The 22,893-nt window shown below is 27.5% G+C and carries 23 protein-coding genes and 1 pseudogene; 4 read left to right on the top strand and 20 right to left on the bottom strand.

Annotation, left to right across the window (positions count from 1 at the left end; all coding sequences use genetic code 11):
- The 15 genes and pseudogenes from VLM92_RS00405 to VLM92_RS00340 form a co-directional block, all read right to left on the bottom strand.
- On the bottom strand, window positions 1-1,233 hold a 1,233-nt coding region (locus VLM92_RS00405; protein ID WP_325274379.1), incomplete at its 3' end, for a methyl-accepting chemotaxis protein.
- A gap of 686 nt (window positions 1,234-1,919) precedes the next feature.
- Window positions 1,920-2,273 carry a response regulator gene (locus VLM92_RS00400; RefSeq protein WP_325274378.1) on the bottom strand — a complete coding sequence of 118 codons (354 nt, stop codon included), beginning with the start codon at window positions 2,271-2,273 and terminating at the stop codon, window positions 1,920-1,922.
- 106 nt (window positions 2,274-2,379) lie between these two features.
- Window positions 2,380-2,664: a hypothetical protein gene (locus VLM92_RS00395; RefSeq protein WP_325274377.1), complete on the bottom strand. Its 285-nt coding sequence runs from the start codon at window positions 2,662-2,664 to the stop codon at window positions 2,380-2,382.
- Between the two features lie 329 nt (window positions 2,665-2,993).
- Window positions 2,994-4,745, bottom strand: coding sequence for a methyl-accepting chemotaxis protein (locus VLM92_RS00390; RefSeq protein ID WP_325274376.1), 1,752 nt, complete (start codon window positions 4,743-4,745; stop codon window positions 2,994-2,996).
- A gap of 86 nt (window positions 4,746-4,831) precedes the next feature.
- A pseudogene (locus VLM92_RS17440) lies at window positions 4,832-5,220 on the bottom strand (IS701 family transposase); the annotation flags it as partial.
- A 152-nt stretch (window positions 5,221-5,372) separates the two neighbouring features.
- Window positions 5,373-6,701: an ATP-binding protein gene (locus tag VLM92_RS00385; RefSeq protein ID WP_325274375.1), complete on the bottom strand. Its 1,329-nt coding sequence runs from the start codon at window positions 6,699-6,701 to the stop codon at window positions 5,373-5,375.
- Window positions 6,695-7,408, bottom strand: coding sequence for a LytTR family DNA-binding domain-containing protein (locus tag VLM92_RS00380; RefSeq protein WP_325274374.1), 714 nt, complete (start codon window positions 7,406-7,408; stop codon window positions 6,695-6,697). Before VLM92_RS00380 ends, VLM92_RS00385 begins: the two co-directional genes overlap by 7 nt.
- A 198-nt stretch (window positions 7,409-7,606) precedes the next feature.
- Window positions 7,607-8,209, bottom strand: a complete 603-nt coding sequence (locus VLM92_RS00375; protein ID WP_325274373.1) for a DUF4397 domain-containing protein — start codon at window positions 8,207-8,209, stop codon at window positions 7,607-7,609.
- Window positions 8,210-8,342: 133 nt separating this feature from the next.
- Window positions 8,343-8,747: a VOC family protein gene (locus VLM92_RS00370; protein ID WP_325274372.1), complete on the bottom strand. Its 405-nt coding sequence runs from the start codon at window positions 8,745-8,747 to the stop codon at window positions 8,343-8,345.
- A gap of 197 nt (window positions 8,748-8,944) precedes the next feature.
- Window positions 8,945-9,484 carry a hypoxanthine phosphoribosyltransferase gene (hpt, locus tag VLM92_RS00365; protein ID WP_325274371.1) on the bottom strand — a complete coding sequence of 180 codons (540 nt, stop codon included), beginning with the start codon at window positions 9,482-9,484 and terminating at the stop codon, window positions 8,945-8,947.
- 70 nt (window positions 9,485-9,554) lie between these two features.
- Entirely contained in the window at window positions 9,555-10,859 is a 1,305-nt protein-coding gene (locus VLM92_RS00360; protein ID WP_325274370.1) for a serine dehydratase subunit alpha family protein, read from the bottom strand.
- A 326-nt stretch (window positions 10,860-11,185) separates the two neighbouring features.
- Entirely contained in the window at window positions 11,186-12,955 is a 1,770-nt protein-coding gene (locus tag VLM92_RS00355; RefSeq protein ID WP_325274369.1) for a sigma-54 interaction domain-containing protein, read from the bottom strand.
- Window positions 12,956-13,187: 232 nt separating this feature from the next.
- A complete protein-coding gene (locus tag VLM92_RS00350; protein WP_325274368.1) occupies window positions 13,188-13,757 on the bottom strand; it encodes a class I SAM-dependent methyltransferase in 570 nt (189 codons plus the stop codon).
- 129 nt (window positions 13,758-13,886) lie between these two features.
- Entirely contained in the window at window positions 13,887-14,522 is a 636-nt protein-coding gene (locus tag VLM92_RS00345; RefSeq protein WP_325274367.1) for a single-stranded DNA-binding protein, read from the bottom strand.
- A gap of 238 nt (window positions 14,523-14,760) precedes the next feature.
- The gene (locus tag VLM92_RS00340) at window positions 14,761-15,525 is read right to left on the bottom strand and encodes a polysaccharide deacetylase family protein (protein ID WP_325274366.1); all 765 of its coding nucleotides are present in this window, start codon (window positions 15,523-15,525) and stop codon (window positions 14,761-14,763) included.
- Between the two features lie 126 nt (window positions 15,526-15,651).
- On the opposite strand from VLM92_RS00340, the gene VLM92_RS00335 reads away from it, so the two are divergent.
- The 3 genes from VLM92_RS00335 (at window position 15,652) to VLM92_RS00325 (ending at window position 16,818) form a co-directional block, all read left to right on the top strand.
- Window positions 15,652-15,813, top strand: coding sequence for a hypothetical protein (locus VLM92_RS00335; RefSeq protein WP_325274365.1), 162 nt, complete (start codon window positions 15,652-15,654; stop codon window positions 15,811-15,813).
- A 112-nt stretch (window positions 15,814-15,925) separates the two neighbouring features.
- Window positions 15,926-16,123, top strand: a complete 198-nt coding sequence (locus VLM92_RS00330; RefSeq protein WP_325274364.1) for an alpha/beta-type small acid-soluble spore protein — start codon at window positions 15,926-15,928, stop codon at window positions 16,121-16,123.
- A gap of 158 nt (window positions 16,124-16,281) precedes the next feature.
- Entirely contained in the window at window positions 16,282-16,818 is a 537-nt protein-coding gene (locus VLM92_RS00325; protein ID WP_325274363.1) for a DUF4364 family protein, read from the top strand.
- A 2-nt stretch (window positions 16,819-16,820) separates the two neighbouring features.
- Here the strand turns inward: VLM92_RS00325 and VLM92_RS00320 are convergent, their stop codons facing one another.
- Window positions 16,821-17,687, bottom strand: coding sequence for a YncE family protein (locus tag VLM92_RS00320; protein WP_325274362.1), 867 nt, complete (start codon window positions 17,685-17,687; stop codon window positions 16,821-16,823).
- Window positions 17,688-17,834: 147 nt separating this feature from the next.
- Between VLM92_RS00320 and VLM92_RS00315 the strand changes: the two genes are divergently transcribed.
- Window positions 17,835-18,080 (top strand): TIGR03905 family TSCPD domain-containing protein, encoded by a 246-nt coding sequence (locus tag VLM92_RS00315; protein WP_325274361.1) that lies wholly within the window; start codon window positions 17,835-17,837, stop codon window positions 18,078-18,080.
- Window positions 18,081-18,145: 65 nt separating this feature from the next.
- Here the strand turns inward: VLM92_RS00315 and VLM92_RS00310 are convergent, their stop codons facing one another.
- From VLM92_RS00310 to VLM92_RS00295, 4 genes are all read right to left on the bottom strand, one after another.
- Window positions 18,146-19,453 (bottom strand): folylpolyglutamate synthase/dihydrofolate synthase family protein, encoded by a 1,308-nt coding sequence (locus VLM92_RS00310; RefSeq protein ID WP_325274360.1) that lies wholly within the window; start codon window positions 19,451-19,453, stop codon window positions 18,146-18,148.
- A gap of 208 nt (window positions 19,454-19,661) precedes the next feature.
- Window positions 19,662-20,450, bottom strand: a complete 789-nt coding sequence (locus tag VLM92_RS00305) for a GNAT family N-acetyltransferase (RefSeq protein WP_325274359.1) — start codon at window positions 20,448-20,450, stop codon at window positions 19,662-19,664.
- 113 nt (window positions 20,451-20,563) lie between these two features.
- On the bottom strand, window positions 20,564-21,187 hold the full coding sequence (locus VLM92_RS00300) for a PH domain-containing protein (RefSeq protein ID WP_325274358.1): 624 nt from the start codon (window positions 21,185-21,187) through the stop codon (window positions 20,564-20,566).
- 131 nt (window positions 21,188-21,318) lie between these two features.
- On the bottom strand, window positions 21,319-22,893 hold a 1,575-nt coding region (locus VLM92_RS00295), incomplete at its 5' end, for a class I tRNA ligase family protein (protein ID WP_325274357.1).

Here is a 22,893-nt window from a genome sequence, read left to right as displayed (position 1 = left end):
AATATCATCTATTGTCTTTATAATTCTTCCAATTTCATTAGAAGTAAATGAAATTTCTTCCATAGCTTTAACCATTTGTTTCATTTGCTCATTACCAGCTTCAACTTCACGACCTGCACTCAATGATAAAACATTAGCTTCCCCCGCATTATTTGCAGTATCTTTAATTTTATCAGATATTTCTATAATAGTTGCAGATAGCTCTTGAATTGCACTTGCTTGTTCAGTCGCACCTTGTGATAACATTTGTGATCCACTTGCCACTTGATCTGATGCCGCCCCAACTTCTTCTGAAGCTACATTTATTTGGGTCATTGTTTCACTTAAATCATTAGTAATTCTAATCACTGAATTTTCAATATTTTTAAATATTCCTATATATTCTACTTCAGGTTCAATATCAAAATTCCCCGATGCAACGTCTACTAAAACACGAACTGTGTCATCTATAATTTCCTTAGTTTTGTTACTCATTTGACGCATACTATTTGATAAAGCACCTAATTCATCTTCTGATTCATAATTAATAGCAATATCAAAGTCACCAACAGCCATTTTATTTGCAGCTATTTCTATTTCTTCAATTGGCTTTTTTAAGCTCTTTGTAATATACGTAGCTATAACTATTCCTGCTACTATAGCAAATAAGCTAAGTCCTATAGAAATAACCATTGATTTTGATACTGTATCGTGTACGTTTTTATTAAATTCAATACCATTAGCTTCTGCCTCTTCAGTAAAAGCTACTATAATTTCTGCAATCTTATTAAAAGCTTCACCCCATGCACTAGTATCTATATCTGATATATTGCCACTAAAATTTTCTTGCTGTGCAGTTTCATATATCTTTTGGTATTCTTGTCTTAGCGTAGCTGCTAAGCTTTCAAGATTATCAAGTGTTTTTTGATCTTCTACAGAATCATGTACTGTAGAAGCATTACGAATATTTTCAATCCTTTTATTAATATCATCAAAATCACTTAGAATTGTTGTTCTATATTTTTCTTGGTTATTTTCAAGAAATGTATTATTAATATTTCTTGCAATATTAGCTAGGTCTCTACGAACACCCCAAGTTTGACTTGTTACTACATAAGGCCCTGTAAATAAATTCTCACTTAGTTGTTCTGATTTTTTCAAGTTAGATAGTGAATAAAAATTTGCAAACGCTGTAAGCATCAATACAACAATAAAAGATATACTTAGCTTTTTACCTATTTTTAAATTTTTCATATATATTCCTCCCTACAATTTGATTTGTTATGATTTCTGCTATATCATACAATATTTTTTTCTATTTAATAATAAATTCAAATAATCAACATTGTATTTTCCTTTATCCTTTACTGTCTAAGCTCTAGATAAAAATTCGTTTGAATGGTATATATAGAGCTATATTACTTTAATGTTTATAATTTGTATGCTTAAATCACATATATTATATTCCGACACATCCTGTTATAACTTTACATTTTTTTTGTAAATTATAAGTTAATTACTATTTGGGGAAATTTAAGTTTTTTAATGTCATATACTCTTCATAAGATAAGAATACTGGTAGATTTTTAAGGATGGATTAAAATTTGTAATCCCTAGTGGACTTCAGTAAATGGTATTTGGATGGGTATATCTGTAGGTTGGTTTGTTGGTTGGTTTTGTTATGACTACAGTTTATTATAAAACAGGAAATTGGAAATCAAAAGTTGTTATTAATACACCAACCTATGAAAAATATTGTGAACCTTAAATTGCTAATACATCTAACAAATATTAAATTATTAATCATAATTTATGGTAAATTTATTATATTATGTATAATTTGATTAGTATCACAAAAGGAAAATGTCTAAATATGTTCCTTTTGTGATACTAATTCTTCGTGTCGTACTCTAAATTTAATTATTTATCATAAAAATAAATTATAGTTTAGATAAAGCAGATACAATAATTTCTTCTTTAAAAGGTTTTACAATAAACCCTTTTGCTCCATAAATAATCGCCTCTTTCATTCTCGCCTCTTGTCCTAATGCTGATACCATAACAATTGATGCAGCTGGATCAATTTTTTTAATTTCTCTTAATGCTTGTAAACCATCCATTTCTGGCATAGTAATATCTAGCGTTACAATATCTGGTTGTAATTCTTTATATTTTTCAATTGCCATCAAACCATTTTCTGCCTCTCCAACTATCTCAAAATCATAACTCGCAAGCATATTGCGAATAGACATACGCATAAATGCTGCATCATCAACTATTAATACTCTTTTCATAACATTTCCTCCATTTTTATCAATTATAATCGTTTCCTATACACTGATGGTTTTACACGTTCAAAATCTGTTTCTAAATCAGATAAACTTTTATGCATTCCAATTATCAAATATCCTCCTGGTTTAAGTGGTTCATATATTCTTTTAGCTTCTTGTCAGGCATAAAATAAGTAAAATTCGTTGTTAGCTTTTCTACTAAAATAGATCCTTGCTCTCCTGTCTTATCTTGAATCAAACTATCCATATATCTTTTAAAGTCAGCAAGTCCTAAACATTTTCCCATCAATACTAATTGTGTTTCAATCAATGTTTTTTTATTTTCAAGCTTTATTCTATAATTATTATACATAAATTTTTTTAATCGTACAAAGCCTTTATTCCTTAATTCCATTATTCATATCCTCTGCAATTTCTACTAATGAATCACAGTCTTATATTACCTAAATTTCATTATTTATTTCACTAACACATTTTATGAAATTTTGCTTATATTCCTGTTTGTTTGATGTCATTTTCATAATTTGATTAGTGAAATATTAATAACTTCATATTTTCGCGTACATAAAATTCATTTAAAGAATCTATTCCTCTCCTACTTTTTCTCCTTTATTAATTAAACATAATAGATTTCAATTGATTTGATATTTAAATTCAATTAAAAAAGGAAGCATAAAAGCTTCCATTTTTTTAAATCATAAATTATAATATATTGCTATTGTGTTATTCAGATTCATTCATTGCAAAATAATTAATTTCATCACTATTAAAGTTTATATGTTTATGAGAACCATTTGTATCTTTTAATTTAAATTTTTCAATAAGTGATTTCATCATCTGTGCTTGTCCACTTAATTCTTCACTAGCAGCAGCACTTTCTTCTGATGTCGCAGAATTAGTTTGTACTACCTCTGAAATTTGTTCTACTCCTAATGTAACTTGAGTAATTGCACTAGCTTGTTCATCAGATGCTTTAGCTATTTCATCAACTAATAAAATAGTTTGATTAGTTGTATCAATTATTTTTTGAAGTGATCCAGCTGTATAATCTACAATCTTACTTCCATTATCAACTGCTTTTATTGAATTTTCAATAAGTGTAGCAGTATTTTTCGCAGCTTCTGCTGATTTAGCAGCAAGATTTCTTACCTCATCAGCAACAACAGCAAATCCTTTACCAGCATCACCGGCTCTAGCCGCTTCTACAGCAGCGTTCAATGCCAATATATTCGTTTGGAATGCTATATCATCTATCGTCTTTATAATTCTACCAATTTCATTAGAAGTAAATGAAATTTCTTCCATAGCTTTAACCATTTGTTTCATTTGCTCATTACCAGCTTCAACTTCACGACCTGCACTCAATGATAAAACATTAGCTTCCCCTGCATTATTTGCAGTATCTTTAATTTTTTCAGATATTTCTATAATAGTTGCAGATAATTCTTGAATTGCACTTGCTTGTTCAGCCGCACCTTGTGATAACATTTGTGATCCGCTTGCTACTTGCTCTGATGCCGCCCCAACTTCTTCTGAAGCTACATTTATTTGTGACATTGTTTCACTTAAATCATTAGTAATTTTAAGCAGTGATTTTTCAATATTTTTAAATACTCCTACATATTCTACTTTAGGTTCAACATCGAAATTACCTAATGCAACCTCTCCTAAAACACGAACTGTATCATTTATAACTGCCTTGGTTTTATTACTCATTTGACGCATACTATTTGATAAACTACCTAATTCATCCTCTGATTCATAATCAATAGTAATATCAAAGTCCCCATCAGCCATTTTATTTGCAGCTATTTCTATTTCTTCAATTGGCTTCTTTAAGCTCTTTGTAATATACACAGCTATAACTGCTCCTGCTACTATACTAAATACACTCAGCACTGTAGAAATAAGACTTGCATTTGATACTGTATCACTCACTCCTTTATCAAATTTAATACCGTCAGCTTGTGCTTCTTCATAAATTTTTATTGCCGTTGCATCACACTCATCATATGTTTGATAATATTTACTATCTTCGCTTGTTGCCATTTCGTGTGCAGTCTCATAATCTCCTTGCTCTATAAATCCACAAATTTTTTCGTATTCTTGTTTTAGTACAACCATCGAACTTTTAAGATTATCGATTAATTCTTTATCTTCTTTATCTCCTAAAGAATTCTCGCTAATTCTTTTAATTCTTTCATTAATACTATCAAAGCTTTCTAGCGCCTCATCTCCATAGTCTTCAAGACTATTTATAGCAATTGCATTCATAATATTCTGATCAATAGAAACAACATCTCTACGAATCCCCATAGATTGATTTGTTAATTCATAAGGCCCTTCAAATAAATCATGACTTAATTTTCCTGATTTTTTCAAATTAGATAACACATAAAAATTTGCAACCCCTGTAAGCATCAACAAAACAATGAAAGATATGCCTAGCTTTTTACCTATTTTTAAATTTTTCATATATATCCCCCCTGTACTTTGGTAGTGTTGTCAAAAATATTTGCCATACTTCCGATTAACCCTTTGTTATTACTTAATTTTATAATTAAAACTGTATCACTGGATAATTCCCCAATAATTTTAAGATTATCATAATCATTGGTTATTTCTAGAAATGTCTTTTTTGTATACCAGCTACCTCATAAAATAACCACTTGAAAATCAGTTACTTCAGGCATTACAATATGCATTAGTTTCTTAGCTAGTTCTAATTTAGTACATGATTTATTATATAATTTATATTCATTGTTAAATTTTTATCAAATTTAGGTTGAAGAGTATCATCAATAGACAAGTATATAGATGTATTTTTTATATTCTAAAAGTATTAATGAAATAGCTATTCTTGCCGTAATTCTCATTATTTCCTCGATAGAATGTTTTTTCTACCTTAAAAAAAGTAAAAACTATTAAGAGATTTACTCCAGTATTTAGATTTTTATAATTTTTTTTATTTCATTATTTGAAATAAAAAAAGATGTTACATTATTAGCATATGATTTAAACTTTCTTACCTTTTTAAATTTTTTACACATTAAAAGTAACATCTTATATTTTAAATTTCAATAGATTGTTCAAAACTGGTCGTTAACTGTGCAAAACTGGACATTTTTTAACAGGAATCATCATAGTTAGTGTAAATTTATTATCAGTAAAATTAATACTGACTTCTCCATCATATTTTCTAACAGTATTTTTTATATTCTTTATACCTATTCCATGCATAAAGTTATCTTTTTTATCTGTAACTATAATATTATTTTTTTTAACAATATTATTCACCTTACTATTTTCAATATTTATCACACAAAAATCATTTACATAAGTAATCTTAACTGATATGTATTTTAAAATACTTAAATCATTGATCTTCTCACATGCTTGTATTGCATTATCTAAAGCATTAGAAAATATAATACAAATATCGGTCATATCTATAAAATCTAATTTAGAAAAATTTAAAAAAGACTCAAATTTAATGTCTTTTTCTATACAAATAGCATTTTTCTCACTCATTATAATGTCTATAATTCTATTTCCTGTGTTAAAAGAATTATCAATTTCTCTTAGTTCTATATTAATGTTTTCAATATATTTTTCGATTTCATCAAGATTATTTAAATTTGAAATACATATCATATGATTTCTCATATCATGATATAGCTTTTTAATCTTTTCTTGATTATTTTCAATCTTCTTATAGTAACCATATTCTAAGTTTATTTTTTCGCTTATAATCTTATGTTCTAATAGTAATTTATTATTTCTTAAAATTTTATAAACTATTATCAATAAGGATATACTTGATAATAGTAATAAAAATGATACTAATATGATAACTGGAATGTCTACTGAATATTGATTTGATTCTCGTAATTCATAGTCAAATATAACTAATAAACTTAAAATATTTGTACATATTGGAATCCCTATATATAAAGCATCTTTTCTATATATTCCTTCATACAATTCATGATACTTTAAAAATAATACACCTATTAATAAAAAAGGCTTTGAAAGTACTAAGCATTCTAATCTATATAAATTATAATTTGAAACTAATTTAATATTTATAGAGTTTATTGTTGTAACTATATTTATACTTAAAAGTTCCATACCAATTAATATCATAAAATATCCTAATGGTATGATTAAATTTTTACATAAATTAACATTATAATTACATCTATAAAATATTATGCTCATAACCATGCATAATGGCATTTTTATATTTGGATATAAACCTAAGATATTAATAGTAAATGATACAAATATCATTACAAGAAAGCTTATATGCCGTGCTTTATTAGATGTTTTTTTATAACTTAAACTATTTAATAAAATATATAAAGGTATCCATTCTGATAATAAAGTAAGTAAGTCTATTAACTTCCAAAATATAACATTATTTAACATACGATTGCTCCTAATAGACTTGTTAATTCTTTTTTCAATCCTTTTACCCTATACTTACTAACTGGGATTGAAGCTTTATTTATATACACGATATTTTTATCTAAGCTTTCAATCATTTTTAAATTAACCAAAAAACTATTGTGACATCTGAAAAAATGTTTTCCTTCTAACAATTTTTCTATCTTTCTCATGCTCATTTTTACCTTATATGATTTATCTATTTCATGTATAATTAAATCTCTTTCCTTCGTTTCTATGTATAAAACTGAATCTAAATTAATTTTTATTAAATTACTTTTACCATTTATTATTAAGAAGTTTGTTTCTTTCTCTATAATATTAAAAATACACTCTTTTAAGTGTTTTTGTACTACTTCATAAATAATTGGCTTAATTAAATATCTATAAGCCCTAACCTCATATCCTTCATGTACATAATCACTGATCGATGTAGTAAATAATATCTCTACCCTTTTATCAAACTCTCTTATTTTTCTTGCTGTATCCATTCCTGTCAACTTCTCCATATGTATATCTAAAAATAAAATATCTAAGCTTCTAGTATATTTTTCTAAAAGTTCTTCTCCTGATTTAAATTCATATAATTTAAATGATACTTTCTCGAGCTTTAAAACTTCTTCAATATGATTTATTAAAATCGTTCTATGAATCAAGTTATCTTCACAAATCCCTATGTGTAAAATCATTATAAAAACTCCCTTCATATAATAATTTAAAAATTAATAATACCATAAATTGATATATATTTCAAAAATTTACAAAATATTACAAAAAGAACTATGTCAACATAGTTCTTTTTCAAAATCTATTATCAAAGTATTCAAATTTAATAAATCCAACGTCAGATGTAAATAAATTATATTTAAACAAAACAAATCATTTAATTAACTTAAGAAAGTTGCACCATCTAAAGTCTGAATAATATCAATATTTGGAGCTGCTCCTATTGCATAAAAAGTATATATTCTTCCTGGATTAATATTTGCTTTATTACTTATAAAAACTTTATTATTTTCAGGTATCTCTATATCCATCTTATATTCTTTTGGTTGCATTTCTTTATATTCCGTATAATCCTTATACTTAACGTTAGTAAATATTCTTTCACCATCCATTAATATATTAACTGGAGGCAATTCTGGGACTAAATGTACAAACTTAAACTTAGATTGTGTACCAGATGGAGCTTCCATTTCTTCTGGAATTGGTAATAATTCTAAACCACTTTCATTTAATATAATAGGCATAGTTATTAATTCATCAGAATTAACCTGTACTTTTGCTTCTGCTAACGGTTTATCTTTTTCATCTTTAACATAAACACTAAATATATGTTCACCTTCTGGAACATATATATACGGAGTAAATTGAGCAAATCTAATATCATTATAAAATGGAAAACCATTGATATATACATCTACCTCTTCACCATATGGTACAGCATGTAAAATTCTAACTAAAGAATAATTCTCTTTAAAATTCCTCAAACTTAAACTCCCCCTTAAAACAAATTACTTACATACTATTATCATATTAATCTCTTATTGCTTTTGACACTTATTTAGCTAGTTCAATAAATATAATCATACACAAAAACGGGCTAACTTAGCCCATTTAGATTTATATATCAGTATCTCTAATTTCTATTTCTGTTCCTTCTGGAGCTTTTATTTTAAATAGATATTCTCCTTCTACCTTATATACTACTTTTCCATTTTTGATTTTAAAGTTATTATATCCAAGAATCTTTATTCTTTTATATTCTTGTTCTACATTTTCAACTAAAAATCCTATATGCACAGGACCTTCATTTAATGAACTCCACTTATTAAATTTATCATCACTTTTAGGTGTTTGTAACTCTATCATAAAGTTTCCTGACTTTAGCCATGTATTATATTCTCTATTGTGAAAATTTTCTGTTTCACTAACTATCTCAAATCCTAGTATTCTTGTATAAAAGTCTAGTGATTCTTTATATTTATCTGTTTGAATACATACATGATGTACCATTTTTATCCCCATATATTTACCTCCTGTAATTGTTTTCATATGAAAGTTATCCACTTTTCAACTATTTATACCCTTTATATGTGTATAAAATTCGCTTCGCTTACGCTACCAACTATATAGCTCTTATATTCACTCGCACTATATCCGTTGCTTAAATTTATTTTGTTTATATCATTAAAAAAGTTGCTCATCTAAGAGCAACTTTTTTATTATCTATCTTCATTTGTAACATTAAATACGTAAGGTATATTTCTATAGTAATCTCCAAAGTTTAATCCATATCCAACAACGAATTTATCTTCTATTTCAAATCCACAGTAATCTGGAACTAATTCAACTTTTCTTCTACTTGGCTTGTCAAGTAATACACAACACTTTATACTAGCTGGATTTTTAGCTTTTAAGTGATTCATGACATGGTTCATAGTAAGAGCAGTATCTGTTATATCATCTACTATTAATACATCATAACCTTCTAAATCAGCATTTATATCTGCTACTACGTTTATTTTTCCTGAACTTTCTTCTCCATGACCATAACTTGAAGTAGTCATAAATTCAATTTTAACTGGTACAGTTATGTTTCTAACTAAGTCTGCACAGAATATGAAGCTTCCCTTTAATAAAGATACTACTAAAAGTTTTTTTCCTTCGTAATTTTTAGATATCTCAGCTCCTAGTTCTTTTAATCTAGTTGCTATTTGTTCTTCTGAACATAAAACTTCCCATTTTTTAGTTTCTATATTCATCGTTTAACCCTCCACTATATATAATGATACTATCCATTTTATAGGAGATTGACTCCTTTTGCAAGGAGAATTAGTCAACCTTATTCATATCATCCATTACATTTATTATAACCTCATCTGTAATAGACATTCCTTTATCACTTACTCTCCCTAAATTTTGTATGCTTTGTTCTACTTTAGCACCAACTATTCCGTTCATTGGTGGCACGAAACATTCATGCTTAGCTATTATAGCACTTTGTATTGCGGCAGATGCAGCAGATGCTAATTTTAATGCACATCCAGCTTTTGCTCCATCACATATCATACCACTTAAATTTGCTACCATATTTTCTATAGATCCTTCTATTTGTTTTATGTCTCCACTCATTAACCAAGATATACCAGCTGTTGCTCCTGTTGATGCAGCTACTCCACATCCACATACTGCAGATAATCTACCTGTATAGTTTTTAACATAAGCTGTTACCAAATGAGATATTGCTAATGCTTTAACTAATTTTTCATCTGATTGTGGGAATTTCTTATTATATGCGACTATTGGAAGTATAGCTGTTAGACCATGATTTCCACTACCATTTGAACTCATAACTGGCATTTTAACGCCTGCCATTCTAGCATCTGATGCAGCTGCAGTTATCATCATTGCATAGTTCATTAAGTCATCTCCAAGTAATCCTTCTTCCATAGATTTCTTTATTCCATAACCAACACCTATACCAGTTTTTTGGTTTAATCCATAGTTAGCTATTTCTTGGTTCATAGTTATTCCTTCTAATAAGAATTCTATATCTTTAAGTTCTAATTCTTCTACGTTTTCAACTAATTGTTTTATAGTTATTATATCTAATATATTTTCTTCTTTTTCTACAGTAGTAGCTGTTTCTACTTGTGCTTCTTCATTTAATAAAATTTCTCCATTTGATTCTAAATAAACAAAATTATCATGCTTAGTTCTTATAGCAACCTTTGAAGTTCTTGTAGCTCCTTGTAAAACTACCTCTATGTAAACTTTTTCTTTTGTGTCTGCTGGTGATATAGATATTGAGTTGTTGTCTACATATGCTTCTGCTTCTTTAACTTGATCTTCTGTTAAAGTTTCTAATACTCTTAAACCGTTTTCAGAGTGACCGCCTATAAACCCTAATGCTACTGATATTTTTAATCCTAATCTATCTGTTCCTGGTATTCCTACACACATTCCATTTTTATATACATTAGGACTAACTAAAACAGTATGTTTTATTATTTCTTCTCCTAATAATTCTTTTGCTTTTGCACAAGCTAATGCTACTGCTACTGGCTCTGTACATCCTAGCGCTGGTTTAACTTCTGATTTTAATATATTCACTAATTTTGTTCTTATATCCATCATAATAAATTCCTCCAATAAATTAAATAATATTATGGATTAATATATAAGCAATAAGCATACCAACTTTTATATTTTTTTAGTATTCTTAATAAATATATCTTATATCAGTATCTTTTTTAGTTGATTTATATACATGACAATAATCACAAACAATTAATATCCTAATCTTTCAACATTCTACATATTATTACAATGATATTTTTCCACTAATAAATAATATTATTAATCTTTATTGATCATCATATAGTTTCTGCATATTCAGTTAATATGATCGCATTATAAAATTCTCAAAATAATACAAAGAAGTCTCAAAATGAGATTTCGTATCATTTTGAGACTTCTTTGTATTTTTCTAATTTTCTATATAGAGTCGCTCTTGATATACCTAAAGCTTTCGATACTAATTCTTTATCTTTTTTATAATCTTTATACTTATTTAACGCCTTCATTATTTCTCTTTTTTCTAATTCTTCTAAAGTTCTTATACTATCATCTTTAACTATAACTTCTTCAGATTCTATATTCTTTACCCTATTTGGTATTACCTCTACGGTTATTATAGAATTGGAAGACATGTTAACACTATATTCTATTACATTTTGAAGTTCTCTTATGTTTCCTGGCCAATTATAATCCACCATTATATCAACTACATTTTTATCTATATCAACTACATTTTTATCAAGTTTTCTAGAATACTCCTTAATCATAAAATCAATTAAAAGAGGTATATCTTCCTTACGCTCTCTTAAACTTGGTAAGTTTATCGGGATAACATTTAGTCTATAATATAAGTCCTCCCTAAATGTACCTTTATTAACCATATTTTCTAAATCTTTATTAGTCGCAGCTACAATTCTTACATCTATAAGCTTATTAGATTTTGAACCTATCTTGTTGAGTTCCTTTTCTTGTAATACTCTAAGTAACTTTGCTTGCAAGTGTAAGCTCATGTCTCCTATTTCATCTAAGAATATAGTACCTTTATGGGCCAATTCAAACTTACCTAACTTACCACCTTTTTTAGCTCCTGTAAATGAACCTTCCTCATATCCAAATAATTCACTTTCTAGTAGGTTGTCTGGTATAGCTGCACAATTCACAGCTACAAAAGGGTTATCACATCTACTACTATGATTGTGTATAGACCTTGCGAATAATTCCTTACCGGTTCCACTTTCACCTATTATAAGAACTGTCGAGGTAGATTTAGATGCCATTAAAGCTTCTTTTTTAGTGTTATTTATTACTTTACTATTTCCAATTATATTATCTAAGGTTATGCCATAATCTTTATTCATTTTATTATAATTTTTAATTGCATCTTTCTTATCTATAAAGTCTATAACATATCCTTTAAGCTCATTGTTCAATATTATCTTACTAATATTATAAATACCTTTTAAATCATATCCATCTACTCTATAATGAAAACTACAAGACTTTTCTTTTTTAAAGTTGTCCACTGATGGTGTATTTATAAATTTTAAAACTTCAAATATATTTCTATTTTTTATACTTTGTTTTAAATTGAATATTTGCTCAAACTTAGAATTATACTTATCTATTTTTCCATTTACATCAATAGCTACTATAGCTTTATCAATACTATCTACTAATGTCTCTAATTTTTTCTTTTCTAATTCTAATTCATAAGTTTTGATTTGTGCTTTTATTTTATTAGAAATTAAATCAGCCATTTTACCTAAAAAATTCATCAAATTATCTTTATTATTCTTTATGATATTTGCCTGTTCATTAGTAAATGCTATTAAGCCTATTACACCGTATGCTTCATTATCACATACTATCGGGCAACAAACCTCTGCAAACTCCTTACATTCCCTCTTGTCGTAACATTCCTTACATATATCATTACAACTAGGGTCATCTATTATAATTCCAATCTGTTCTATTAGTGACTTATTAAAAGCAGAATATCCATGTACCTTTTCGCCTATTTTTTCTATGTATATTCCCGTTCCTGCTACTCTTATTAAATCTTGATTTACAATAGTTACATCTATACCTAAAACTGCTACTATAGCTTCTGCTATATTTTGAATATCATCTTTTATATATTCTATATTATTCATACTCATCAGTCCTTAATCTTTTTTAAATTAAGCATTTCTTTTATTTCTTTCAATATCACATATATTTTATTTAATGTAAATTGAATAGACATCAATATTACAAATAACATAACTATTATAATTAAATTGTAATTTAAATCCATAAGTATATAATCTCCTATTTTATAAAATTAAATATAAAAGACCAGGCATAACCTAGTCTTTTTATTTTATCATTATTTTTTTATATTATCTATTTTCTTTTTCCTATATAAATGTATCTCTCATTCTCAACTTCTTTTAGATTTCCATCAAAATTTAGTTTAGAAAATAAATTAATTATTTCATGAGGATAATAATAACTTATATTTTCACCGCAAAGCCTATGTTTTAAATTCTTTAATTTTACTTTAAAATTTTTCAAATTTAAATCCTCTAATATTAATTCTCCATTATTTTTTAAGACCCTATTAATTTCTTTTGAGGCTTGTTTACAATTGCTAGTATTATTGAAATGATCCAATATTATTACTTTGTCAAAGTATTTATCCTCAAATGGTAGTAGTTCTAATGATCCTTTAATAACATTACAGTTTCCATTATGTATTAAAGAATAACATACATCTTCGTAATGGCTATTTTCTAGTATCGTAACGTAAACTCCTAGCATCCTCAATCTGTTTCCTAAGTTGCCTATATTTCCAACAAGTAATATATTGTTTCCTATATCATATTTGATAGTGTCTAAAAAACATGTTACATCATCAGAAGTATCTGTCAAATCAGCATTAGGTTCATAGTCATAATATAATACGCTTTTCACAGTGCTCCCCCTCTTTATTTTCTACGTTTATAAATAATATCCACATTTATAAATTACATCATAGAATAGATTATAATAAATCAGGGGCAACTATTCAATAGATAAATTATAAGGTTTTTATAGGAAATCCTATTCATTATTATTTTCACTAGTTTTTTTTATCTTAGATATAGACACCTCATAAGCAACTTTTTTAAGTACTTCTCCATTTTCTGATTTTTTCTCATATTCTCTACTTTGTACTCTTCCCCACATTTGTATTCTATCGCCTACTTTTAAAGTTTTGGCAAATTTAGCATTACGTCCCCACACTATAGATGGTATATAATCAGATTTATTATATGGTCTATTTATTGCAACTAATAAATCTGTTATTTCTCTTCCTAATGGTGTTTTTCTATTTATTGGTTCTTTACATATAAATCCATCTAAGAAGATGCTGTTTGGATCTTTATTATCTTCTTCTGCTACTTTTATTTCTCTAACAAAGATAGTGAGAACCAACCTATTTTTATTATTAATATTTTTATTATAAGATCTTAATTGACCTACTACCCTAACCAACTTATTATTTTCAAAGTTAACTTCTTGAAGTAATCTTTCTGATACAGTAATTGGAAGTATATCATATGAGTCACTAAGTCTATTTATTTTTATTTTAGTATTGTAAAATTTCTCTCCAAAAATCTCATGGCTAAATTCTAATTCACTTTCTAATTCTCCTCTTAGGTTTACTATGTTAGTATCATCCTTAACAGTAATCATTTCTTTATCCCCCCACAATTGTTAATTCTTATGTTTTATCTTTTCTTATAATAAATATATTTATATTCAACAATTTTTATTACAATTTATTATGTTCTATTCATTTTATTTAATCTTTTCAAAGTTACATTAATCTAATATAGGTTTTATCCTAAATAAACATTAATTATACAATAATAGGGGCTAGTTTAATATATAGTAGATTTTACACTACCATATATTAAATTAGCCTTAAATATTATTCTTTTATTTTTTGTACACCATTACTATCTATTGTAAAATTTTCCTTATAAAGCATTTCTGATACAGGAACTATTTTATAACCATCTTTTTCAAGATTTGTTATTATAACATCTAAGTAATTCTCAATATTGTTTATATTTGCATGAAATAAAACAATAGATCCTGGTTGCGAATTTTTCACAACTCTATCTATTACATGATTAGGTCCTAACTGTTTCCAATCCATAGAGTCTATATCCCACTTTACAACTTGATAACCTAAAGACTTGCAAACATCTAAGGTTTTTGTATCTACCTCTCCAAATGGAGGTCTATACAAAGTAGTTTTTTCCCCAGTTATTTTTGATATTTTATCTGAAGTTACTTCAATCTCTTTCACTATTGCTTCTTCTGATAATTCTTTTGTGTTTGCATGAGTATTAGAGTGATTACCTAACTCATGACCTGATTTATGTATTTTTTCTACTAATTCTTTATTGTCGTCTACCCAACTTCCTACTAAGAAAAATGTCGACTTAATTTCATGCTTATCCAACGTTTGTAGAATTTCTTCTATATTATCAGATCCCCATGCCACGTCAAAACTTAAAGCTATTTTCTTATCCTCTGTATCAACCTTATATATTGGCATATTTACATCACCTTGCTTATAGCATACATATCTTATTCCATAAACCATTCCAAATAATAATGATAACGTTAATACTAAGAAAAACATACTAGACATTAAAGACTTTGTTTTCTTAAATCTATTTTTCATGTTACACCTCCTTTTATATCTGTCCTATATTTAAAATTTATTTTTTTTTATTTCAAAAAATTACTATAAAAATAAATTTATTATTTGGGCAAATTAAATTTAATACTAATAAAAGGTGGTGTAGTTATGTCAAATATAAGAAGTTCATTTAATAACATTAAAGGTCATCAAGTGGAAACAGCTAGAGAAACTATTAAGTTTGAAAACAGACACTATCTAAGAGAAGCTCATGGAATCCAAGAAGGTGTACGTAAAGATAAAAAAATAAAAATGGCTAAAAAATATTAGTAAAATTATTTTTTAAATTTTACGTATATAAAATTAAATTTTAGGGCAAATTAGTATTAACAACACACAGACAAAAGTGTTGTTAGACATCACTAAAGGGAGGAATTCTACTATGTCAAGCAAAAAAGCAGTTCCAGCAGCAAAAGCTGCATTAAACCAAATGAAATTAGAAATAGCTAATGAAATAGGTTTAGCTAACTATGAAACAGCTGATAAAGGTAACTTAACAGCTAGACAAAATGGTTATGTTGGTGGATATATGACTAAGAGATTAGTTGAGATGGCTGAAAACCAAATGGCTGGAAAGTAGATAGTAAATTCTGACATCTAGGAAAAAGAAAGGCTACCATTTTGGTAGCCTTTTTACTTGCAAATTTATTTAAATACAATCTTAAATAAATTGTGCTTTTATTTTTATATATTTTAGTTTAATATATTATATAGAAATAGTTTACGGAGGATGATATTATGTTTGAAAACTCATCTGAAGAATTAGCTTCTCATAAGCTTTTAATTTTATATATCTTAAATAAAATTAATATGGATTTAACTAATTCTCAAATAACACAAGTTGTATTAGAAACAGAAATGATGAATTACTTTTCTCTTCAACAGTTTTTATCACAACTTATGGAATCTAAGTTTTTAGCTACATATAAAGACTCTAATAGAGAATATTACTCTCTTACTCAAAAAGGGTTAGAAATTCTAGAGTATTTCTTATCTAGGATACCTGGGGATGTCACTAAAAAGATAGACGGGTATATTATTAATAATAAAGAAAGTTTATTATCTGATACTCAAGTTAAATCAAGCTTCGTTAAGCAAAGTGATCATGAGTTTATTGTTAATTTAAGAGTTATAGAAAACCAATCTAATTTAATAGATTTAAATTTAAATGTTTCTTCGGAGAAACAAGCTAAGCTTATTTGTAATAATTGGAAAAATAATGCATCATACATGTATGCAGAAGTTATAGACTTACTTATACGCGATAGCCACTAAGCCTACACACATAATATTGTTGTAGGCTCTTTTCCTACTTTTACTTCTTTTATTAATTTATTATTAAAGGTATCGTATATTTTAACTGAATTTTTCTGAGTATCAGATACTAATAATAGTTTTTCATCCTTAGAAATCTCTAATCCTTGAGGATTTCCGTTCACATCAATACATCCTAAATATTTACCTGTATCATAATCTAAAATTTTAATACTTTTATACCCTAAATCCGCTACATATACTTTTTTTGAGCTATAATTAAAACATACTTGAACTGGTAATAAAAATTCATCTATTATATTAATTATTCTCATGCTCGTTTCATCTAAAATAATTAGTTTTCCGTCTAAAGTTGAAGTATATATTTCTTTCTTTTTCTTGTCTATTTTCATATGCCATGCTTTAAAGTCTGTACTTATTTTTCTATCAATACATTTGTTAAGAGTATCTATACATACTATTGAATTTGCACAAGGTACATATAGCTTATTTACACTTTCATCAAAATCAAATCCATGAGGCATTTCATCTACACCAATTACTCCAATAGGATTTAAAGTATCTTGGTCTAGTATATATATGCTATCTGAATCTTCATTCGATATAAATAATTCACCACTACATAAAGCTATTTGACTTAAATTCCCCCCTATAGAAATACTTTCTATTATATTATGAGTAGACATATCTAGTATATACAATATGCCATTACTAGAACTTGGTATATACATTATATTTTTTTCTTTGTCTACGCAAATATGATGCGGGTATATATTGTCTTCTAAACTTATTTCCTTTTCTACTTCAAATGTGGGATATTCTAGTATGCTTATACTTTTTGATAGATAGTTAGAAATATATACTTTCAAATAATATCCTCCTCTCCTTAATACATATACTACAATAATATATTATTATGTATGCTTGTATTATGACTCTCTTTTTAGCATTGCAATATTTGTAATATATTGGTATTATTATGTTAATCATATTAATTATTCTTAGGAGCGTGCATTATGAAAATAACTTTTAAACCAAGTGGCGTTTGTTGTAGAGAAATGATATTTGAAGTTGATGATAATAACGTTATAACTAACGTTGATTTTATCGGGGGATGTCCTGGTAATTTACTAGGACTTAAGCATTTAGTAATAGGACAAAATGCTCATGAAGTAGCTGACAAATTAGCTAATATATCATGTGGTGGTAAAACTACTTCTTGTCCTGATCAATTATCTAAAGCTATACGTCAATCTTTATAATAATACTCTAATATAACTAAAAGGTGGTAATTAGCCACCTTTTTTACATGCAATAATATCATATTTTAACTTAATACTAAAATATTATTTACTAAAGTTCTAACTGTACCTATCATATATAAAGAACCTGCACTTATTATTATATCGTCTTCACTCGCATTTCCTAGTGTATAATTAACAGCTTCTTCTATACTTGGCTTAGCCACAATGTTACCTACATACTTAGATATCTTTTGTTTTAGAACCTCACAACTTATAGCCCTTGGATTATCTGGAGTAGTAGTTATTACTTTGTCAAAGTGAGGCATAAGTATTTCTAATACGCCATCTATATCTTTATCTTCTAACATACCTATTAAAAGAGTAGCTTTTTTACCATTAAAGTTCTTTTCTATTGCTTTAGCTAAAGACTTTGCTCCATCTTCATTATGAGCTCCATCTATTATAAATATAGGTTTTTCCATTATTTTCTCTATTCTACCTGGCCACTTAGTATTTATAAGGCCTACTCTTATGCTTTCTTCACTTATGTTTAAGTCCTTAGATTCATTTAAGAATTTTATAACATTTAAAGCTAACATAGAGTTGTTTATCTGATGGTCTCCAATTAACTTTATTTCTAAATCTTCATATTTCTTGCTCATTACAGTACAATCATATGTTTGAGAGTATATATCAGATTGTTTTACTTTTATATCATCAAATTTAACTTCTATATACTTAGCATTTTTCTCTTTACATATGTCTTTTATAACATCTTTAGCCTCGTCACTTTGATCATAAACTATGGCAGTACCATTTTCTTTTATTATTCCGCCCTTTTCATAGGCTATTTTTGCAACTGTATCTCCAAGTATACCAACATGATCTAAGCTTATAGATGTTATTACACTTACTTCTGATTTTTTGATTATATTAGTAGCATCATATCTACCACCTAAACCAACTTCAAGGGCTACGAAATCAACTTGTTGTTCACTGTAGTAGTAAAATGCCATTGCAGTAACTATTTCAAACTCAGTAGGATATGAATATCCTTCACATACCATTTTTTCTATGTTTTCTCTTATTATAGTAACTATTCTAGCTACATCTTCTTCTGGAATATTTTCACCATTAACTCTTATTCTTTCTGTAAAAGTTTCTAAAAATGGTGATGTATATAAACCTACCTTATATCCAGATTCTTTTAATATACTAGTTATAAATGAACATGTTGACCCTTTTCCATTAGTTCCTGCCACATGTATTATATTTAATTTATCTTGTGGATTTCCTAAAAGCTCTAATAATTTAGTTATGTTGTCTAATCCTAATCTTACTCCAAATTTATGAGTTTCTTCTATGTATGTTAGTGCTTCTTGATAATTCATCTCTAATCCCCCTTAGTCATTTTGCTTTAAAAAATTGTATATTTATATTAAAATTGACCTACATAGGCACTATAAGACAATTTTATTTTCTTACTCTTATTATAGTATATTTTTATAACAAAACTGAACAAAAAAATAAAGCTGTTCCAATAATATTATATTGTCACAGCTCATACTTATTATATGTTTATATTATTTTCCATATTACTTATCTTTCCACCAACATAGTCCATCTACCAATTTCCTTAAATCCTATCTTATGATATATTTTTCCTGCTTTAGGATTATCATAGAATAAACATAAAGTTTTTCCTTCTTTTAGTACGTCATTACATAATCTTGATAAACACTTGCTCATATAACCATTTTCTCTATATCCTACTTTAGTTGCAACACCTACAACCATTGCTGATTTACTATTTTCTGCAGTAGTTTGAGCTATACTTACCATCTCTCCTTTATCATTTTCTATATAGTAAGCTCTTCCACTATGACCTTCTAATCTATCTTTTATCATTTCTTTATCATTTACTGTATCAGAAAATTCCTCTATAGTTTCTAACAAATCATATATTTTTTCTGCATCATTTCCTTTTGCCACTTTTATAGTATCATCCCATGTCACTAAATTATTTGCATCTTTAATTTCACAAAAGTATGCACTTTTTTCTTTATAGCTCTTAAATATATTTTTAAACTTATGTAATAAATCTGATTTTCCAGAAACCACTTTAGGACTTGGGTATGATGATATAATTTCTTTGAAACAGTCTAAGTCTTCATTTATATCTTCATAATATGGTATAAAATTATTTGTATATCTGAGTAAAATAGCTTTTAAGTTGCCTTGATTATCAAATTTTCCCCATACTTCTTGAAAATCACTTTCAAACCCAAATTGCTCAATATCTCCTATTATAAACAAGTTGATATTTGGTTGATTTCCTACATATTCTAAAACTAATTTTCTATCTTGTTCACTTAACTTACGTACCATAAAATATCACCTCTATCTACATATATAAGGTATATATATTCAATTAACGGCATAATTATCCTTTAAAAATATTAAAAGCCACTCTAATTTAAGAATGACTTTACTAAAATATATTAATTGTTTATATATTTTTCAAATGCTTCTGTGAAATCTCTATTACTATAAGTTTTTCTTAAAGCTTCCATCCAATCTAAATTGAAATTAGTTAATTCTTGCACAATGTTAGTTATATTTCCTTCTATAACACATCTTGATAATGCATCATTAGCCATTTTCAATCCATTAGTTCCATCTTCTATGGAAGTATAGTTCATACCTTGTATTCTATTTATTTCTACTAACGCCTTATATAAGTCCTTTAATTGCTCTAATTGTCTTTTATCAACATCTATACTAAATGCTTTATTTCCAAAGTTAAACTTTATTTCTACATCTGCATCTATAGTTCCAGCTGTTTCTAAAGATACTGTGTGGACTCTTTCATAACAAAATTCATGTCTTCTTACAGTTCTTTTTTTACTCATAGCATTTTCTCCATCTACATGTAAAAGACCTCTATTTGTAAATACATATTCATCTGATTTAGACTTTATTACGAAGAATATTTTTTCTCCGTCTTCATGCATTATGTAATCATCACCATCTACTTTATCAAAGTCCTTTGGCTCGATTATTTTACCTATATCTGATAACCCTAATGTATCTGCTGCCATTCTTCCAAATAAATTTCCTGCCATTTTAACGCCTCCTAAGACTAATAAATCTTTATATAATTTATATTTCCTTTACCTTATTATAAACTATTATTTATTAGTTTATAAAATAAAAGCTCATGCAATTATCATAAATTACATGAGCTTTATTTATATTACTTCATTTTAGCTTCTAAATTTTCAAGTCTTTCAACTACAGACTTCATCATTTCTTCAAATTTTTCTTTCTTAGCTTCTTCTTCTTTAACTAAGCTTTCAGGAGCTTTTGCCAAGAATCCTTGATTAGAAAGCTTTCCATTAACTCTCTTTATTTCACCTTCTAATTTAGCTTTTTCTTTGCTTAATCTTTCTATTTCTTTAGCGAAGTCAACTAATTCATCCAGTGGTATGAATATCTTAGCACCATCTATAACAACACTTACAGCATCTTCTGGTATGTTAGTTTCATCTTCTACTATTTCAACAACTGATGCAGATGCTAATGTTACAAAGTAATCAGAACCTGCCTCCATAGCTTCTTTCTTTTCAGCTGTTGGCACTATTATAACCTTAGCTTTCTTTGATGGTGGTACGTTCATTTCTGCTCTTACATTTCTTATGTTTCTTATACCATCCATTGTTAAGTTCATCATTTCTTCTTCTTTAGCCATGTCATCAGCTTCATTATACTGTGGCCACTGAGCTACTACTATACTTCCTTCTACTGTTGGAAGGTGAGTATATATTTCTTCTGTTATAAATGGCATATATGGGTGAAGAAGTTTTAATATCTTCTCTAATACATATGTTAATGTATATAATGCTGTTTGCTTAGCAAGCGTATCATCAGAGTATAATCTTGGTTTAACTATTTCTATATACCAGTCACAGTACTCTGACCATGCAAAGTCATATATCTTTTGTGCAGCTATACCAAGATCAAACTTATCCATGTTGTCAGTAACTTCTTTAACAACATTGTTAGCTCTTGATATTATCCACTTATCAGCTAAAGTCATATTAGCTTGTACTGATTCTCTATTAACACCTTTCATTATTTCTTCATCTATATTCATGAATACAAATCTTGATGCATTCCATAATTTATTTGCGAAGTTTCTTGATGCTTCTACTCTTTCCATGTAGAATCTCATGTCATTTCCTGGGGAATTTCCAGTAGCTAACATGAATCTTAGTGCATCAGCTCCATATTGGTCTATTACTTCTAATGGGTCTATTCCGTTTCCTAGAGATTTACTCATTTTTCTACCTTCTGAGTCTCTAACAAGTCCATGTATTAATACATGTTTGAATGGAGTTTCCCCCATACAGAACATTCCTGCAAATGCCATTCTTACAACCCAGAAGAATATTATATCGTATCCAGTAACAAGTACGTTAGTTGGATAGTAGTATTCTAATTCTTCAGTGTTGTGAGGCCATCCTAATGTTGAGAAAGGCCATAAAGCAGATGAGAACCATGTATCTAGTACATCTTCATCTTGTTTTAAGTCAGAGCATCCACATTTACATGCTTCTGGTTTTTCCTTAGCTACTATTATTTCACCACATTCTTGGCAGTAATAAGCAGGTATTTGGTGACCCCACCATAATTGTCTAGAAATACACCAGTCTCTTATATTATCTAGCCATTGCATATATGTTTTACCATATCTGTCTGGTACAAATTCTAAATCTTTATTTTGTAATATATCTAGAGCAGGTTTTGCTAGTTCATCCATTTTAACGAA

The organism is Romboutsia sp. (genome assembly GCF_035470145.1).
Lineage (GTDB): Bacteria > Bacillota > Clostridia > Peptostreptococcales > Peptostreptococcaceae > Romboutsia_D.
Note: the sequence above shows the minus strand (reverse complement) of the source record. Positions and strands in the feature narration are given on the sequence as shown.

Coding starts and splice junctions, on each gene's coding strand:
- VLM92_RS00315 (WP_325274361.1), top strand. CDS start 17,835: ATGAAAATAACTTTTAAACCAAGTGGCGTTTGTTGTAGAGAAATGATA.
- VLM92_RS00340 (WP_325274366.1), bottom strand. CDS start 15,525: ATGAAAAATAGATTTAAGAAAACAAAGTCTTTAATGTCTAGTATGTTT.
- hpt (WP_325274371.1), bottom strand. CDS start 9,484: ATGAATATAGAAACTAAAAAATGGGAAGTTTTATGTTCAGAAGAACAA.
- VLM92_RS00325 (WP_325274363.1), top strand. CDS start 16,282: ATGTTTGAAAACTCATCTGAAGAATTAGCTTCTCATAAGCTTTTAATT.
- VLM92_RS00310 (WP_325274360.1), bottom strand. CDS start 19,453: ATGAATTATCAAGAAGCACTAACATACATAGAAGAAACTCATAAATTT.
- VLM92_RS00385 (WP_325274375.1), bottom strand. CDS start 6,701: ATGTTAAATAATGTTATATTTTGGAAGTTAATAGACTTACTTACTTTA.
- VLM92_RS00300 (WP_325274358.1), bottom strand. CDS start 21,187: ATGGCAGGAAATTTATTTGGAAGAATGGCAGCAGATACATTAGGGTTA.
- VLM92_RS00400 (WP_325274378.1), bottom strand. CDS start 2,273: ATGAAAAGAGTATTAATAGTTGATGATGCAGCATTTATGCGTATGTCT.
- VLM92_RS00395 (WP_325274377.1), bottom strand. CDS start 2,664: ATGGAATTAAGGAATAAAGGCTTTGTACGATTAAAAAAATTTATGTAT.
- VLM92_RS00335 (WP_325274365.1), top strand. CDS start 15,652: ATGTCAAATATAAGAAGTTCATTTAATAACATTAAAGGTCATCAAGTG.
- VLM92_RS00390 (WP_325274376.1), bottom strand. CDS start 4,745: ATGAAAAATTTAAAAATAGGTAAAAAGCTAGGCATATCTTTCATTGTT.
- VLM92_RS00360 (WP_325274370.1), bottom strand. CDS start 10,859: ATGATGGATATAAGAACAAAATTAGTGAATATATTAAAATCAGAAGTT.
- VLM92_RS00355 (WP_325274369.1), bottom strand. CDS start 12,955: ATGAATAATATAGAATATATAAAAGATGATATTCAAAATATAGCAGAA.
- VLM92_RS00345 (WP_325274367.1), bottom strand. CDS start 14,522: ATGATTACTGTTAAGGATGATACTAACATAGTAAACCTAAGAGGAGAA.
- VLM92_RS00370 (WP_325274372.1), bottom strand. CDS start 8,747: ATGGGGATAAAAATGGTACATCATGTATGTATTCAAACAGATAAATAT.
- VLM92_RS00305 (WP_325274359.1), bottom strand. CDS start 20,450: ATGGTACGTAAGTTAAGTGAACAAGATAGAAAATTAGTTTTAGAATAT.
- VLM92_RS00380 (WP_325274374.1), bottom strand. CDS start 7,408: ATGATTTTACACATAGGGATTTGTGAAGATAACTTGATTCATAGAACG.
- VLM92_RS00330 (WP_325274364.1), top strand. CDS start 15,926: ATGTCAAGCAAAAAAGCAGTTCCAGCAGCAAAAGCTGCATTAAACCAA.